Source organism: Natronoarchaeum rubrum (assembly GCF_024494695.1).
Window position 1 is genome coordinate 217,430 of the sequence record NZ_JANHDP010000004.1, and the last position, 15,207, is coordinate 232,636.

The 15,207-nt window shown below is 68.8% G+C and carries 18 protein-coding genes; 8 read left to right on the forward strand and 10 right to left on the reverse strand.

The window, feature by feature from the left end:
• Nucleotides 1-15: 15 nt before the first annotated feature.
• Entirely contained in the window at nt 16-501 is a 486-nt protein-coding gene (locus NO931_RS11785) for a metal-dependent hydrolase (RefSeq protein ID WP_256392529.1), read from the reverse strand.
• Between the two features lie 120 nt (nt 502-621).
• Nucleotides 622-1,218, reverse strand: coding sequence for a CinA family protein (locus NO931_RS11790; RefSeq protein ID WP_256392530.1), 597 nt, complete (start codon nt 1,216-1,218; stop codon nt 622-624).
• A gap of 114 nt (nt 1,219-1,332) precedes the next feature.
• Between NO931_RS11790 and NO931_RS11795 the strand changes: the two genes are divergently transcribed.
• Nucleotides 1,333-2,433 carry a pyridoxal phosphate-dependent aminotransferase gene (locus tag NO931_RS11795; RefSeq protein ID WP_256392531.1) on the forward strand — a complete coding sequence of 367 codons (1,101 nt, stop codon included), beginning with the start codon at nt 1,333-1,335 and terminating at the stop codon, nt 2,431-2,433.
• A gap of 3 nt (nt 2,434-2,436) precedes the next feature.
• Here NO931_RS11795 and NO931_RS11800 read toward each other — a convergent pair whose 3' ends face one another.
• Nucleotides 2,437-3,027, reverse strand: a complete 591-nt coding sequence (locus NO931_RS11800; RefSeq protein ID WP_256392532.1) for a hypothetical protein — start codon at nt 3,025-3,027, stop codon at nt 2,437-2,439.
• Complete coding sequence (locus tag NO931_RS11805; RefSeq protein ID WP_256392533.1) at nt 3,024-3,581, reverse strand: hypothetical protein; 558 nt, start codon at nt 3,579-3,581, stop codon at nt 3,024-3,026. The genes NO931_RS11800 and NO931_RS11805 overlap by 4 nt, the downstream gene beginning before the upstream one ends.
• Nucleotides 3,582-3,784: 203 nt before the next feature.
• Between NO931_RS11805 and NO931_RS11810 the strand changes: the two genes are divergently transcribed.
• Nucleotides 3,785-4,765: a sodium:calcium antiporter gene (locus tag NO931_RS11810; RefSeq protein ID WP_256392534.1), complete on the forward strand. Its 981-nt coding sequence runs from the start codon at nt 3,785-3,787 to the stop codon at nt 4,763-4,765.
• A 39-nt stretch (nt 4,766-4,804) separates the two neighbouring features.
• Here NO931_RS11810 and NO931_RS11815 read toward each other — a convergent pair whose 3' ends face one another.
• Nucleotides 4,805-5,461 carry a DUF47 domain-containing protein gene (locus NO931_RS11815; protein ID WP_256392535.1) on the reverse strand — a complete coding sequence of 219 codons (657 nt, stop codon included), beginning with the start codon at nt 5,459-5,461 and terminating at the stop codon, nt 4,805-4,807.
• A 132-nt stretch (nt 5,462-5,593) separates the two neighbouring features.
• On the opposite strand from NO931_RS11815, the gene NO931_RS11820 reads away from it, so the two are divergent.
• Nucleotides 5,594-6,835: an ArsA family ATPase gene (locus tag NO931_RS11820; protein WP_256392536.1), complete on the forward strand. Its 1,242-nt coding sequence runs from the start codon at nt 5,594-5,596 to the stop codon at nt 6,833-6,835.
• Nucleotides 6,836-6,865: 30 nt separating this feature from the next.
• Here NO931_RS11820 and NO931_RS11825 read toward each other — a convergent pair whose 3' ends face one another.
• From NO931_RS11825 to NO931_RS11835, 3 genes are all read right to left on the reverse strand, one after another.
• Nucleotides 6,866-7,744 carry an SDR family oxidoreductase gene (locus NO931_RS11825; RefSeq protein WP_256392537.1) on the reverse strand — a complete coding sequence of 293 codons (879 nt, stop codon included), beginning with the start codon at nt 7,742-7,744 and terminating at the stop codon, nt 6,866-6,868.
• Between the two features lie 177 nt (nt 7,745-7,921).
• Nucleotides 7,922-8,695, reverse strand: coding sequence for an endonuclease V (locus NO931_RS11830; protein ID WP_256392538.1), 774 nt, complete (start codon nt 8,693-8,695; stop codon nt 7,922-7,924).
• A 25-nt stretch (nt 8,696-8,720) separates the two neighbouring features.
• Entirely contained in the window at nt 8,721-9,635 is a 915-nt protein-coding gene (locus tag NO931_RS11835; RefSeq protein WP_256392539.1) for a rhomboid family intramembrane serine protease, read from the reverse strand.
• A gap of 169 nt (nt 9,636-9,804) precedes the next feature.
• Here NO931_RS11835 and NO931_RS11840 point away from each other — a divergent pair, with 169 nt between their 5' ends.
• Genes NO931_RS11840 through NO931_RS11850 form a run of 3 tightly spaced genes read left to right on the forward strand, consistent with a single transcriptional unit; the run spans nt 9,805 to nt 12,505 of the window.
• The gene (locus NO931_RS11840) at nt 9,805-10,269 is read left to right on the forward strand and encodes a DUF5788 family protein (protein ID WP_256392540.1); all 465 of its coding nucleotides are present in this window, start codon (nt 9,805-9,807) and stop codon (nt 10,267-10,269) included.
• Entirely contained in the window at nt 10,266-12,017 is a 1,752-nt protein-coding gene (gene polX / locus NO931_RS11845) for a DNA polymerase/3'-5' exonuclease PolX (protein WP_256392541.1), read from the forward strand. The genes NO931_RS11840 and polX overlap by 4 nt, the downstream gene beginning before the upstream one ends.
• An 11-nt stretch (nt 12,018-12,028) precedes the next feature.
• Complete coding sequence (locus NO931_RS11850) at nt 12,029-12,505, forward strand: Mut7-C RNAse domain-containing protein (RefSeq protein WP_256392542.1); 477 nt, start codon at nt 12,029-12,031, stop codon at nt 12,503-12,505.
• A gap of 27 nt (nt 12,506-12,532) precedes the next feature.
• Here NO931_RS11850 and NO931_RS11855 read toward each other — a convergent pair whose 3' ends face one another.
• Complete coding sequence (locus tag NO931_RS11855; protein ID WP_256392543.1) at nt 12,533-13,549, reverse strand: cell division protein CdpA domain-containing protein; 1,017 nt, start codon at nt 13,547-13,549, stop codon at nt 12,533-12,535.
• A gap of 214 nt (nt 13,550-13,763) precedes the next feature.
• On the opposite strand from NO931_RS11855, the gene NO931_RS11860 reads away from it, so the two are divergent.
• Together NO931_RS11860 and NO931_RS11865 are read left to right on the forward strand one after the other, a co-directional pair.
• Complete coding sequence (locus tag NO931_RS11860; RefSeq protein ID WP_256392544.1) at nt 13,764-14,051, forward strand: DUF5789 family protein; 288 nt, start codon at nt 13,764-13,766, stop codon at nt 14,049-14,051.
• A gap of 12 nt (nt 14,052-14,063) precedes the next feature.
• Entirely contained in the window at nt 14,064-14,747 is a 684-nt protein-coding gene (locus NO931_RS11865; protein WP_256392545.1) for a CPBP family intramembrane glutamic endopeptidase, read from the forward strand.
• Nucleotides 14,748-14,771: 24 nt separating this feature from the next.
• Here NO931_RS11865 and NO931_RS11870 read toward each other — a convergent pair whose 3' ends face one another.
• A complete protein-coding gene (locus NO931_RS11870; protein WP_256392546.1) occupies nt 14,772-15,140 on the reverse strand; it encodes a cupin domain-containing protein in 369 nt (122 codons plus the stop codon).
• Between the last annotated feature and the right edge of the window lie 67 nt (nt 15,141-15,207).

Below are 15,207 nucleotides of genomic sequence, written 5' to 3' on the forward strand. Positions count from 1 at the left end.
GCCGAGAACGCGGTTTCAGAGCCCCAACGACTGGTGCGCCACGTCGACCGCGCTCAGCGGCACTCGATAAACGAGCAGCGCGATCAGCGCGAGTTCGGCGACGGTAACGAGCGCGGTGGCCATCGTCGCCCGTTCGCTGCTGACCGTGACGCCGATGGGGAGGCCGAACTCTTTCTTCCAGACGGGGTAGAACAGCGCGATGCCGCGCTTGCTTCCCGCCACGTCGAGGACGTAGTGAGTCAGGATCCCGAGCCAGACCCACGCGAGATTTTCGAAGTGGAGCCAGAAAGCGATAAAACCGACGAGCACGGGGAGGTTGTGAAGCGTCTTCCGGTGCTTGCCGAAGGCGGTGTCGACGTCCGGAAACAGCGCGCCGAGTACGACGGGGGCGCCCACTTCGAGAATCTTCAGGAACGTCGTCTCGTCGCCCGCCGGTTCGAGGATGTAGCCGAGACCGATGCTCAACAGCACGGCGTTCAGAACGTGGCCTTCTTTGTTCATGAGGAGCGGTAAGTATCCCCTCATGAGCACTCGCGGTAAATGGTACTTTCCCTTCGATGAGAATTGAACGCCGGCGATACATTCGGATTCGATACTGCGGACGGGTGCTGCGAGCGCGAGCTACCCCGATCGATCCGCGACCGTCTCGATCTCCCCGAGCAGGTCCGCGAGCGCTCGCCGGGCCGCGGCGTCCCGGACCTCGGCGCGGTTGCCGTCGAACTCGTAGCGCTCGACGGTCGCGTACGACGACTCGGACCCCCACGGCCCGGCGTACGCGACGCCGACGTACACCGTGCCGACCGGCGTCTCCTCGGTGCCCCCTCCCGGGCCGGCGACGCCGGTGACGCCGACGCCCCAGGTCGTATCGGCCGTGTCGCGGACGCCGCGGGCCATCTGGCGGGCGACCGGCTCGCTGACGGCGCCGCGCTCGTCGAGCGCCTCGCGGGTGACGCCGAGCAGCTGTCGCTTGGCGTCGTACGCGTAGGTGACCAGCGAGCGGTCGAAGTAGTCGCTGGAGCCCGGCACCGAGGTCAGCTCGGCACCGATCAGCCCGCCCGTGCAGGACTCGGCGACCGCCACGGTCGCATCGGCGTCCCGCAGCGCCGCGCCGAGCCGCTGGACGATCGTCGCCGCCTCGCCCGGTCGATCCGCGTGCGCGGCCGATTCGTCGGCGGCGTCGTCGCCGCTTTCCGCCGCTCCGTCCTGGTTCGAGGCCATACCGAGTGGTGTCGCCGCGGGCGCTTGAATGTCCGGGCGACCGGCTCGCAGTGGCCGGCCGGCGCGCCGTCGGGTCCCGAAAGAATCACTGTGCCCGCCGCGCACCTGCCCGGTATGGACTACGAGCGCCCGCTGTTCTTCCGCGTCATGCAGTACGCGGCCCGGGCCGATCGAGACGTCGTCGGCATGGTCAGCGGCAACCCCGACTGGGAGCCGCCGGCCGCGCTTCGAGAGGGCCTCCGAACGTACGCCGACGCCGACCCCGAGGCGTTCCAGTACCCGCCCAGCGAGGGGCTGAGGAAGCTTCGCGCCGAAATCGCCGAGCGCCGCGGAGTCGACATCGAGCAGGTGATCGTCACGAACGGCACCGGCGAGGCGAACTACCTCGCGATGGCGTCGGCGCTGGACCGAGACGCCGGCGACGAGATACTGCTCACCGACCCGGTCTATCCGTACTACCCCGGCAAGACCGAACTGCTCGAGGGCACCGCGCGGTACGTCCCGGTCGCCGAGGACGGCCAGCTCGATCCGGCGGCGGTCCGCGAGCGTGCGAGCGAGGACACCGCGGCGATCCTCGTGAACACGCCGAACAACCCCACCGGCGCGGTGTACGACGAGGCGACGATGCGCGAACTCGTCGCGATCGCCGAGGCCAACGACGCGCTCCTGCTCAGCGACGAGGTGTACGACCACTTCGACTACTCCGGCCGCTTTGCGAGCGCGCTCGGCGTCGACTCCGACCACCGCGTCGTCACGAACGCGTTCTCGAAGTCGATGGCGATCACGGGCTTCCGCGTGGGCTACGCCGTCTTTCCCGATGAACTGGTCGACGCCGCCAAGACCCGCCACATGCTGGTCAACGTCGCCGGAAGCCGACCAGCACAGCGGGCCGTCCTGCACGCCCTGCAGGAGACCGATCCCGCCTACTACGAGGCAAATCGCGAGCTGATGGCCGAGCGCGTCGAGACGTTCACCGCCGCGCTCGACGACGCCGGCGCGGAGTACACGACGCCGGCCGGCGGCTTCTACGTGCTCGCACGCTTCGAGGACTTCCCGGGCACGCTGGAGAACGTCGAGCGGCTGATCGACGAAGCCGGCGTCGCGGGGATGCCGGGCGACGCCTTCGGCTCGGCGCGCGACGAGTGGCTCCGGTTCGCGCTGGTGACGCCGCGCGTCGAGGAAGCCGCCGATCGGCTGGCCGAGTACTTCGGGTAGCGATCAGTCGGAACTCTCGCTGGCGTTGGGCGTGCCATCGCCGATACCGTCTCCGACGTTCAGCTCGTACAGCCGGCCGACGAGAACCAGCACGAACAGCAGATAGTGGACGAGAACGACGTACGAGAGGATCGCGAACACATCCATCCCGACGAACGCCCGGTACAGAGCGCTCGAATAGTACAGATCGCCGACGTAGCGTATCGAGCCGCCGACGGTAGTCCGAAGCGAGAGGTCCAGAAGCCCGACGGCAACGTAGGAGATCCCGACGAGGATCACGTACCCGAGCACTGCCCGCAGTCGGGTGACGTCGTCGACGTCCGACCGCTCCGATGCCGCCGTCGGGAGACCGGATAGGGCGACGAGCGACAGGACGGCGAATCCGGTTCCCACCGCGACGACCAGCAGGAAGTCCTTCGCGAAGTAGATCCAATTCGGAGCGAGCAACCCGTAGAAAACGCCTGCGAACACCGGGAGTGCGATGAATACGAGAAAGACGCGAGCTCGGGCCACGGCGCCGTCGCCGCGAGCCTCGTCGACGAGCAGCTCGTAGTTGTGCTCCACGAGCCGCCCGACGGTTCGGAAGGCGCTCATCGGTCCACCTCGCTCGTCGTCGATCGCCTGGCATCGTCGACAGTCGCCCGATACAGGCGCCCCACGACGACCAGCGCGAACAGGAGGTAGTGAACGAGCATCACGTACGAGACGAGCGCCACGAGCCCCAGATCGACGGTCGCTCGAAAGGGCGCGACCGAGCGATACAGAGAATTACTGTTCATGAACGTGAAGTTGAAGAACGACACGGCGAGGTAGCCGACCCCGGCGAGAACCAGATAGGTGAGCCCGGCGCGGAGTCGAATCGACTCGTCCTCGTCGAGTCGGGTCGTCCGACTGACGGGGAGACCGTAAAGAACCACGGCCGAGAGGAGGGCAAATCCGGTGAGCACCGCGACTGCCAGAACGAACTCGTGGGTGAACCTTCCCGGGCTCCGGTCCAGCACCCAGTGGAGGATGCCGGCGAACACCGGACAGCCGACGAACACGAACAAAACGAGCGCACGAGACGCCCGGCCGTCTCGGTCGACCTCGTCGACGAGCAGTTCGTAGTTGTCCTCGACGAGCCGTCCGACGCTTCGGAAGAACGTCATCGCACCACCTCGACGGAGCGATTCGGGTGATCGTGTGGGCGAACTGCCGACTCACACGCGTCTCGATGGCGTCCGACCGTGGTCGACGGCATCATTACCTAATCCAGATAACACGATCGACACTTGGTTCTTGTGATGGTCCAGCCCGCGAAGACGTTCGATCCCGGTGACAATTTAGGGATCGGAACCGTACGCGCCGTCGAATGCCGGATCCGATCGCGTCGGTCGTCGTCATCGCCGTCACCGTCGTCGGGCTGGCCGTCGGCGCCCGGCTGTTCGTCGACGCCGCGGTCCGGTTCGCTCGTCGCTTCGGTCTCTCGGAGTTCGTCATCGGGCTGACCGTCGTCGGGGTCGGGACCTCGTCGCCGGAGCTCGTCGTCTCGACCGACGCCGCGCTGGTCGGGCTGGGCGACCTCGCGGTCGGCAACGTGGTCGGGTCGAGCGTGTTCAACCTCGCGTTGATCCTCGGCGTCCTCGCGCTGTTCGCCCCGGTTCCGGTGGACCGAACGACTGCGGGCCGCGACGGCGCCGCACTCGTGCTCTCGACGGCGATCGTCGCCGGCGTCCTGCTGGACGCGACCGTCACGCGCACCGAAGGTGCCGCGATGGTCGCCTGTCTCGTCGCCTACACCGCGTACCTGCTGAGCACCGGCGACGAGGTGGCGTCCGACTCGGGCGGTGGGACGCCGTCGGACGCCGACGCGGCCGCGGCGCCGCCGGGCGCTCTCGATCACGGACCGACGTCCCGGATTCGGACCGCCGCGGAGCTGGTCGCCGGTCTGGCGCTGGTGCTCGCGAGCGGGCACTTCCTGGTCGAGTCGGCGTCCGCGCTGGCGCTCGCGGCCGGCATCTCCGAGCTCGTCGTCGGCGAGACGATCGTCGCCGCGGGCACCTCGACGCCGGAACTCGCCGTCTCGCTCGTCGCGGTGCGCCGCGGTCGCGTCGGCGTCTCCGTCGGCAACGTGATCGGCTCGAACGTGTTCAACTTGCTCGGGGTCCTCGGGGTCGCGGCCGTCGTCCGTCCCCTGACCGCGAGCCCCGCGGTGCTGAGCGGCGTCGCGTGGCTCGCGGCGATCACGACCGCGGCCGTCGCGGCGCTGTGGACGGGCCGACGGCTCTCGCGGTCCGAGGGCGGCCTGCTCGCGCTATCGGAGCTTTTCAGGTGGATTAACGACCTGCTGTGAGGTGGTCTTGCGCCGGTCGGCGAGTGGCCGCAGTCAGGGCTACTCGACGTCGATCGGCGGGGTCCGGCGCCGGACGTACAGCAGCCGGTCGGCGGCGTCCTCGACGGCGTTGGGGATCTCGTCGAACGTCGTGACGAGGTCCTTGAGCAGCAGCGGATCGTCGACCCGCGGATCGTGAAACAGCCTGTCGAGCAGTTCGTACTTGCGCTCGTCGCACTCGCGTTCGAGCGTTCGGACGCGCTGACACCGTCCGCTGAGTTGCTCCCCGGAGCGACCGAGTAGTTCCTCGTCGACGGCGCCGACGAACAGCGCAGTAGCCTCACTGGCCGTGCGGGCCAGGTCCTGCAGCGTGCCGTCGACGGGAACGGGCAGTTCCGGGCGGATCGCTGCCAGTTCCTTGGCGAAGCGCTCCGCGCGGGAGACGATCCGATCGGCGTCGTCGAGCAACTGGAGCGTGCCGCCCGCGGACGGATCCGGGGCCTCGCCGGTGACCAGTTCGTGTCGGAGTCCGCGTACCAGCGAGTCGCACCGCGATTCGATGGCGTCGATCCGGTCGACGGTCTCGGCGAACGCGTCGGCGTCCCGACGGTACTGGGTCAGTAGCGTCGGCAGCAAATCGACGCACTCCCGCACCGACTCGAAGAACGTTCGCATCCGATCCGGATCGTCCATCGCCGTCCCGCCGTGCGATACCATACGATCGGACTGATCCCGGGATCGTAAACCGTTGCTATGAGCGGTGCGTGCCGTTCGGGAGCCGTACGTAGTCGTCCGCCGAACGACCGTCGGACCGACGAGTACACAAGTCCCTGGCCGATACCCTCGGGCATGAACTCGCTGGACGTCGAGCCCGTCGACGACGTGGACGACGGCGACGAGCGCTCGCCGGAGGATGAACCGGAGCGGCCGGAGCAGGACGACGACTCGCGCATCGACGTCGGAGCGGTCGACGACCTGTCGCCGGACGCGCCCGACTACGTCCTCTACGGCGGGAAGGGCGGCGTCGGCAAGACGACGATGGCGGCGGCGACCGCGCTGACCAGCGCCGAGTCGGGTACGTCGACGCTGGTCGTCTCGACCGACCCCGCGCACTCGCTGTCGGACACGTTCGAGACCGACATTTCGCCCCGGCCCGAGCGCATCCGCGAGGACGTGCCGCTGTGGGCCGCCGAGATCGACCCGGACGACGCCATGGAACAGACCGCATCGGCGTTCGGGATGGGCGGGCAGTCGGGCGAGAGCGGCCAGCCCGGAGCCGGCGGCCAGCCGGGAGCAGGCGGTGGCTCCGGCGCGGACGGTCCATTCGGCGCCGACGATCAAGCTGGTGGCCCAATGGGCGGCGCAGGCGGCGGTCCGCTCGGCGGCCTGGGTGAGATGCTCGGCGGCGACGGCCCGATGGACGCGCTGATGGGCGGCGCGATGCCGGGCGCCGACGAGGCCGCGGCGATGCAGCTGCTCGTCGAGTACATGGACGACCCGCGGTTCGATCGCGTCGTCGTCGACACGGCGCCGACCGGCCACACCTTGCGCCTGCTGGAACTGCCCGAGATCATGGACACGATGGTCGGCCGGATGGTCGCCTTCCGCGAGCGCATCGGCGGGATGGTCGACGGCATCAAGGGGATGTTCGGCGGGCAGGATCCGACCGACGAGGAGGGGATCGACGATCTCCGCGAGCTGCAGGATCGCATCGAGAAGCTCCGCGGGACGCTCCGGGACCCCGCCAAGACCGACTTCCGCGTCGTGATGGTGCCCGAGGAGATGAGCGTCGTCGAGACGCAGCGACTCGTGGGTCAGCTCGACGAGTTCGAGATTCCCGTCGGTACGGTCGTCGTCAACAAGGTGATGGAGAACCTCGCTGACGTGACCGACGAGGTCGACGCCTCGCAGTTCGTCTCGCCGAATCTCGAAACCTGCGAGTTCTGCCAGCGCCGCTGGGACGTCCAGCAGGACGCGCTCGGATCGGCCCAGAACCTGTTCCGGGGGCACGACATCAAGCGCGTCCCGCTGTTCGCCGACGAGGTTCGCGGCGAGCGCATGCTGCGGATCGTCGCTCGCTGTCTGGACTGAGCGTTCTAGCGGACCGCTCGCGCCGCCGGCCTACGCCAGCCGCCGCACGACGCCGTAGAGGCGATCGCGCACCGAGTCCGGAAGGAAACGAGCGTAGTCGCCGTACTTCGCGACGGGACCGACCGGGTACCGCGCGGGCGGGGCGGTCCGGGTCGCCGAGTCGAGGATCGCCTCCGCGACCGTCTCGGCCGTCACGGCGCCGACGCCGCCCCCGCCGAGGATCTGGGTATCTTCCATCACGCCGTAGAACCACTCGTAGGCGCCCGACCGCTCGGTGTTCGAGTCCGCGGCGTCGACCGCCCGATCCTCGAACTGCGTGTCGACCGGCCCGGGCTCGATCAGCACCACGTCGATATCGAACGGGTCGAGTTCGGGGCGCAAGGCGTCGCTGATCGCCTCCAGGGCGAACTTCGAGCCGCTGTAGGCGCCGCTGCCGGGATACGAGAGGCGGCCGGCGACGCTGGAGACGTTGATTATCGTCCCGGTCCGGCGCTCGCGCATGTGTGGCGCGACGGCCCGGATCAGTCGGTGGGGGCCGTAGACGTTCACGTCGAACTGCTCGTGGACCGCGTCGGTCGGCAGCTCCTCGATCGGGCCGAACTGGGCGTAGCCGGCGTTGTTCACGAGGCAGTCGATGCGACCGGTCTCCGAGATCGCTCGCTCGACGACCGAACGACACTGGTTCTCGTCGGTCACGTCCAGTTCGGCGGTCTCGCAGCCCGCCTCGCCGAGCGCGGCGATGTCCTCGACGTTCCGGGCGGTGGCGTACACCGTCCACCCGTCGTCGAGGAACGCCAGCGCGCTTTCGCGCCCGATCCCGGAGGAGCAGCCGGTGATCAGGACGGTCTTGCGGACGCTCTCCCCTGACCGGCCGTCGCCGGTCGACTCGTCGGATTCCGTGTCGGCCATGCTGAAACGTTCAGGGGCCGGGCAAAAAAGCGTGTGCGAAACGGCACGGAGAGCGACGCGACGGCGTGATGCGATCCCGGCGCGACGACGTGGTGCGATCCCGGCGCGACGACGTGGTGCGATGCAGGCGACGGTGCCGGGGGTAGCCGGCGCTCAGGCATCCAGTAGTGGCCCCGGTCAGCCGTCCAACAGCGACTTGGCCTCCTCGGCGTAGGCGTCGGCGCGACGCGTCGGCTCGGGAAGCTTGTACCCGTCCGTCAGCGCCGCGACGAGATCGGCGGCGGTGTCGGCGTCGACGCGGTGGCCGGGGCTGACGATCAGCGGGTTGATCGACTGGCTGCTCGACTCGTACTGGCGCGTCTGGACGGCGTGGCCGATCACGGTCCCCTCCGCAGCGGTCACGTCGGCGTCGGCCTCGATCGGGACGCGGGCGCCCTCGGGCAGGTCGTCAGTGGCGTCGACTGGCGTGCCACAGAGCAGGCTCTTGGCGACGCCGACGCTCGGCACGTCGAAGACGACGCCCATGTGGGTCGCGATGCCGGCCTCGCGAAAGTGGATGCGGCCGCTCCCGTCGAACAGGACGAGGTCCGGCTCGACGGTCAGTTCCTCGAAGGCGTCGACGATCGGCCCGCCCTCGCGGAACGACAGCAGGCCGGGGATGTAGGGGATCGAGAGGTCGGTGACCGCGTAGACCCGTTCGACGACCTCGCCGCCCCGCGAGACGACGACGGCGCTGATCGCCCGGTCGTCGAGGAACGACTGGTCGACGCCGGCGACCAGCGGCGGTTCCTCGCCGGGCGTCGAGAGCGGCCCCTGGGTGACGGTGGCGAGGTCGAACGACAGGTCGTTCTCGAACACGGCTTCGGCGGCGATGTCGTGCTGGAGCGACTCCATCGCCTCGCGGGAGAGCGCCGGATCGGGGAGCAAGTCGGGACGTTCGACTGAGACCATGGATGAGGAAAATCGGCAGTCGTAGTCAGAACCGGCCACGACCGGGGCCGCCGGGGCCGCCCGGACCGCCGGGCCCGCGACCGCCGCCCATCCGGACCTGGTTCGGCGTCCGGATCTCGTTCTTGACGTGGTTACCGTACAGCAGACCGATCGCGAGGCCGATCAGGTGCGCGAGGTGACCGACCCCGGGAGCGATCCCGGCGCCGATCCCCAGCACCGAGTAGCCGGCGTAGAACACCGTAAGCACCCAGATCGGGACCGGGAGGATCATCCAGATGTACACCTTTAGGTCGGGATTCAGCACCGTCAGGACGCCCATCAGGGCCAGTGCGGCGCCGCTGGCCCCGAGGCCGAGCGAGAGTTCTCCCAGGGCGAGCGCGATCAGGGTCTGTCCGAGCCCGGCGAGGACGCCGCTGACGATGAACAGAATCGCGAAGTCTCGGGAGCCGATGTAGTCCTCGACCAGTCGGCCGAAGAAGTAGATGATGATGCTGTTGATCGCGATGTGGCCGAAACCGCCGTGCGCGAACACGGAGATCACCCACGTCCAGACGTACTCGATGTGGATCGTGTTCACCGAGAACACCGCCGGCCAGTACCTGCTGACGTTCAACGTCGCTTCGGCGATTAGCTGCGCCAGGAACGTCAGCCACATCAACACGAGGAACACGTACGTCATGTTCCCTCGGAAGTAGCCCAGCGGGCCGCCCGGTCCGGTGTCGATGCCGAGCCGTTCGAGCAGGCCCTTCGAGCCCCCGCTCTGGTTCTGGACGCTGTCGTCGAACCCGCTGTCGAACACGCCGTCCGGGTCGTTCCACTGGTTCAGGCCCGGACAGTCGTGGTTCTCCGGCAGGCGGTGTTGCGAGCAGAACGTGCCGCCACACTGGTTGCAGTTGTACGGCATGTTCTCTTCGCGCCCACACTGGTCACACGTCGCCATTTACCGGGGCTTCGGGGGGAGGTCCAAAGGGGCTTGTGGTCCGCTGTGGTATTTTCCGGCATGTAGCGGACGGGAACGATCGACTTCGGAAGTCCGATCTCGCGCTGGCGGCGACGCCGCGGTCACACCGCTAGTTGGTTTTTTCACCGTGCAGCCCCCACCTACGGCCGTGAAAGAGTACGAGCGCAAGCAGCTCCTGGAGCGGATCGACCGGGAGAGCGCCACCGTGGGCGCGGAGATCCCCGAGCGGATCACGGTTCAGGGCGAGCAGGTCGACCTGCGGGAGTTCGTCTTCGAGATCAAGCGCCGGGACACGATCCCGGCCGGCGAGCGCGAGCGCGTCGACCAGGCGAAGAAGAACCTCCGCCGGGAACGGCTGGAGCGCCGCCAGCGGATCGAGGAGGACGACATCTCCTTCGAGGAGGGCGAGCGCGTCGTGCGATCGATCGTCGGCATCGACCGGGCGCTCAACGGATTGGAGAACCTCGGTCCGACCGACCTCGAACGGGAACAGCAGGCGCAGGAGGCCGCCGACCGGAAGCGCTGGATGTCGTTCCTCAAGCAGGCGCTGGGCCAGAAAGACAGCGGCTCCGGACGCCTCGGCGGCGGCGCCGGACGGGGGCGCGGCGGATGACGACCGACGACGCCGTCGCCGGCGCGCTGGAGGAGATGGCCGACCTGCTGGAGGCCAAGGACATCGCCTACAAACCCAGAGCGTACCGCAAGGCCGCCGAGAATATCCGGGATCATCCCGCCTCGGTCGCCGATCTCGCCGCTGACGATCCCGCCGAACTCGAGGACATCGACGGCGTCGGCGACGCCATCGCCGAAAAGATCGTCGAGTACGTCGAGACGGGTACGATCGGCGAGCTGGAAGAACTCCGAGACGAGCTCCCCGTCGAGATGGGTGCACTCACCCGCGTCGAAGGCGTCGGCCCCAAGACCGTGGGAACGCTGTACCGCGAACTCGGCGTCCGAACGCTCGCGGATCTCGATCGCGCGGCCCGCGAGGAAGAGATACAGGAGGTGTCGGGCTTCGGCGCCAAGACCGAACAGAACATCTTGGGGAACATCGAGTTCGCGAAATCCGCCCGCGAGCGCGAACTGCTGGGCGACGGCCGCCCGCTCGCCGACGCCCTCCTCGAACACCTCCGAGCGCGCGACGATGTCGATCGCTGTGAGGTCGCCGGTTCGATCCGTCGCTGGAGGGCCACCGTCGGCGACGTCGACGTGCTCGCCGCCAGCGAGGACGGCGAGGCCGTCGTCGAGGCCTTTACCGACTGGGAGCGCGTCGAAGACGTGATCGAGGCCGGCGAACACAAGGCCAGCGTCCGGGCGGGCGGCGGCGTCCGCGTCGACCTGCGCGTCGTCGTCTCCGAGGAGTTCGGCAGCGCGCTCCAGTACTTCACGGGCAGCAAGGACCACAACGTCACGCTCCGGAACTACGCGCTCGACCGGGACGTGAAGCTCAACGAGTACGGCGCGTTCGACATCTCCGAGATCGACGATCCGGACGCCGGCCAGCGTGTCGGCGAGCGCATCGCCGGCGAAACCGAGGAGAGCATGTACGACGCGCTGGGGCTCCCGACGATGCCGCCAGAGATCCGGGAGGATCTCGGTGAGATCGAAGCCGCTGCCGAGGGCGAACTGCCAGATCTCGTGACGCAGGCCGAGATCAGGAGCGACCTGCACACCCACTCCGACTGGTCGGACGGCGGCTACGCCATCACGGAGATGGTCGCCGCGGCCGCCGAGTTCGGACACGACTACCTCGCGGTGACCGACCACGCCAGCGGCCCCGGAATCTTCGGCGACACCGGGCTCGACGACGACGAGCTGCTGGAGCAGATCGACGCCGTTCGCGAGGTTGCCGCCGACGCCGAGATCGACGTGCTGACCGGCGTCGAAGCGAACATCGATGCCGACGGGAACCTCTCGACGGACGACGACGTGCTCGACGAACTCGACCTCGTCGTCGCCTCGCCCCACAGCGCGCTCGACGCCGACATCGACGAGGCGACCGACCGCCTCGTCAGGGCAGTCGAGCACCCCGCTGTCGACGTGTTGGGCCATCCCCACGGGCGCCTGCTCAACCAGCGCTCGGGGCTTGATCTGGACGTTCCGGAGCTGGCGGCCGCCGCGGCCGACGCCGGAACCGCCCTGGAAATCAACAGCAACCCGGCCCGGCTCGACCTCTGGGGACGAACGGTCAAAGCCGCGATCGACGAGGGCGCCGCGATCGCCGTCAACACCGACGCTCACAGCCCCGGCGAGTTCGAGCACGTCCGCTACGGCGTCCACACTGCCCGGCGCGGCTGGGCCGAGGCCGACGACGTGCTCAACGCCTGGTCGGTCGAGAAGCTGCGCGAATTCCTCCACTGAGCGCACGCTCGATGACACGGATCCTTCTGGACGCGATGTGCGGCGGCCTGCGCGGGTTCCTCCGGATGTGCGGGCACGACGCCGCGTACGCGCTCGACCGCGACGCGGAGGCCGACGAGGCCGCCCTCGCGCTCGCCGACGCCGAAGATCGGACCGTCGTCACGCGCGACGAGAGGCTGGCCGCCCGCGCCGACGACGCCGTGTTGCTGACCGAACACGAGCCAATCGACCAACTCGTCGAGCTCGCCGCGGCGGGAATCGACCTGACGCTCGACGCCGAGCCGTCGCGTTGCGGGCGGTGTAACGGAGTGCTGGAGCGGGTGGGTCGCAGTGCGAGCGCAGGTGAGAATCGTCCCGAGTACGTCCCCGACGATGTCGACGATCCGTGGCGCTGTCGCGACTGCGGACAGTTCTTCTGGAAAGGAAGCCACTGGGAGCGCGTCGAGCGGACGCTCGTGGAAGTTCGCGCCCGCGCGGAAAACGAGTGATTCTCCGACACTCCGTCGCCGACGAGCTCAGCTGTTGGGCTGCCACTCCTCGCAGGCGTCCATGTCGTCCATGACGGTGTCGTGGTAGCCGCAATAGGGCTGCATCCCCTCGCTCGATCGCTCGTACCGGAAGTGCTCGCAGTTGCCGCAGTACCGATCCGCCAGGTCGCGGTTCGGCGACGCACCGTCGGCGTCTGACTGCTCGTCGAGCGGGAACGAAACGTCCGCGCTCGTCGCGCCGCCGTCGCTGGCCGTCCCGCCGCGGGTCGCGCCGTAGGCGCCCCTGCCGTCACGGCGGCCGTTCGATCCGGTCCCGTTCGTGGCGCTCGACCCGGACCGGGTCGACGCGCCGCCCGACGCCGATCGGCCCGCGCTCGAACGTCCCGACTGGCCGGTCGACCGCCCGCGACCTCCGCTTTTCGAACGGGCGCTCCCGTGACGGTTCGTCTGGGTTTCGACGTTGCCGTCCGGCGTCCCGCCGAGCATGCCGACGCCGCCGAGGCCCTCGTCCTGAACCTCAGAGCGCTCGACCTCGACGACCTTGGTCTCGCCCTCCTCGGTCGTGTACTGCACCGAAACCGTCCCGCCGGGCGCGTTTCGCTCCTTGAAGTTGGCGATGCCGACGAACAGGCAGCCAAGCGTCGTGATCACGCCCAGGAAGTAGACGCCGATCACGGCGAGCGTCAGGTTCTGGCCGTAGCCGGCCCAGTGGACCGGATAGGCGTACCAGAACAGCGCGACGCCCAGTACTGTGACGCTCGACCCGATGACGGCGGCCGCGCGGAGTCGCGCGCTGGCCGGCAGGACGGTCGAGACGCCGACGAAGATGGCGGGAACGCCCAGACCCGCCAGCAGCCCGGCGTAGCGGTACGGCGCGAACTGGCCGTCGATGCCCACGAACGAGGCGAGCCCGGTCGTCGCGACGAGTATGCCCAGAACCGTCACCACCGCGCCCGCGAGGAACAGGCCGGTGCCGAGGTACAGCCGTCGGACGTTCCGGACCTCCCCGACGTGGCCCTCGTAAACGTCAGCGAGGCTGGTCATGCTTGCCACCTTGTTGCTCCGGATACATAACACTACGTCAGACGCTCACGCGTCCGCGACGCCGTCGCGTATTCGGCGCGCGTCGGCTGTACGAAACAAAATCACACAGCGGCGTCCGGACGCCGCAGTACGGCCGGATATCGACCCCGAACCAACCCCCTCGACGAGGTGGAGAAACGAAAAGCATAATCGCCGCCCCGCCGAAGCCGAGCACATGTCAGACGACGCCGACGAAGAGGAGGACGCCCCAGCCGTCGAACTCGGCGAGCGCACGCCGGTCGAGGGCGCGCCGCTCGCGCGGATCGCCTCTCGACTCGAGTGGCCCATCCAGAAGAGCGAGGTCGTCCGCAAGGAGGGCGACGTCACGATCCGGACCCCCGACGGTCCCCAGGAGCTTGGCGGCGTGCTCGACGAGGTCGAGACCACGTACTTCTCGCGGCGACAGGAGTTCGTCGACGACGTCGAGGACGTCGTCGGCACCGGCCCCGTCCAGACGAGCTGAGACATCCATCTCGTGACGAGCTTCACCCGGACCGCTCGCAACCGCGTCGAATCGCTCACCTGGGTCCAGCGGGCGTTCCTCGGCGCGGCGCTGCTTCTGTTCGCGTACTTCCAGTGGGATCCCGCCACGCTCGACGAGCGGATCGTTCGCGACCTCCTCCTGTACGTCGCCGGCCCGCTCGCGCTGGGACTGACCCACGGGCGCCGCATCGGCTGGACGGTCAATCGAAAAGCGGTGCGCAACACCGTCCTGCTGGGGCTGTTCGTGCTCCCGTTCTACGTCGTCGGGTCGTCGCTGCCCTCGATCCGGACGTTCTATCCGCTCTGGGAGACGACGCTGGCGCCGGGCGACTTCTTCCCTCACGCGATCAAGCTGTTCTTGCTCGCGCTGGCGACCGAGACCTACTTCCGGGGGCTGCTCTGTGTCGGCGTCCGCGACCTCGGTCCGAAGGCGGTGTTCGTCAGCCCCGTCGTCTACGCGCTCATGCACTCGGGGAAGCCGCCGATCGAGCTGGCGCTGTCGGGACCGACCGACGTGCTCTTCGGCGCCGTCGACTACGCCAGCGACTCGATCCTGCCCTCGGTCGTCGCCCACGGCTGCGGGCTGGTGCTGCTCGACTACCTCGTGCTTCGCCCGCCCGTGTTCCCGCCGGAGGCCGTGCTGCGCTGGCTGCGGTGGGTGCCGCTACCGCTGTAGGCGATCGCGCCGCCGTCGGACCCTCTACTCCGGCTCGAACTGCCCCTGTTTTAGCCCGCGCCCCACCGGCTCGTGCTCGGCGTCGGTCGGCGGCGGCGCCGTCACCAGCGTCGCCTCCAGCCCCGTCTCGCCGGCTTTGATTCCCCGATCCTCGTCGGCCGGCACGACGACCACGTCGCCCGGTTCGACCGCGCGGTCCTCGTCGCCGTCGCGGACGACGCCCGTCCCCTCGACGACCGTGACGACGAGGTCGCTGCTGGGCGCGTGGACCGGGATGAACTGCTCGGGCCGGAAGAAGCCGAGGACGACCTTCGCGCGATCGCTCGCGTGGATCTGCTGTGCGGAGAATCCCTCCTCGAACTCGCGCTCGGCGTCGAAGTCGGTCGCGACCATACCGACACTCGGACCGGGCGGTCGGTAGAGGTTCGGGGGAAGATGTTCGGCCGGGACCGGGTTGGCA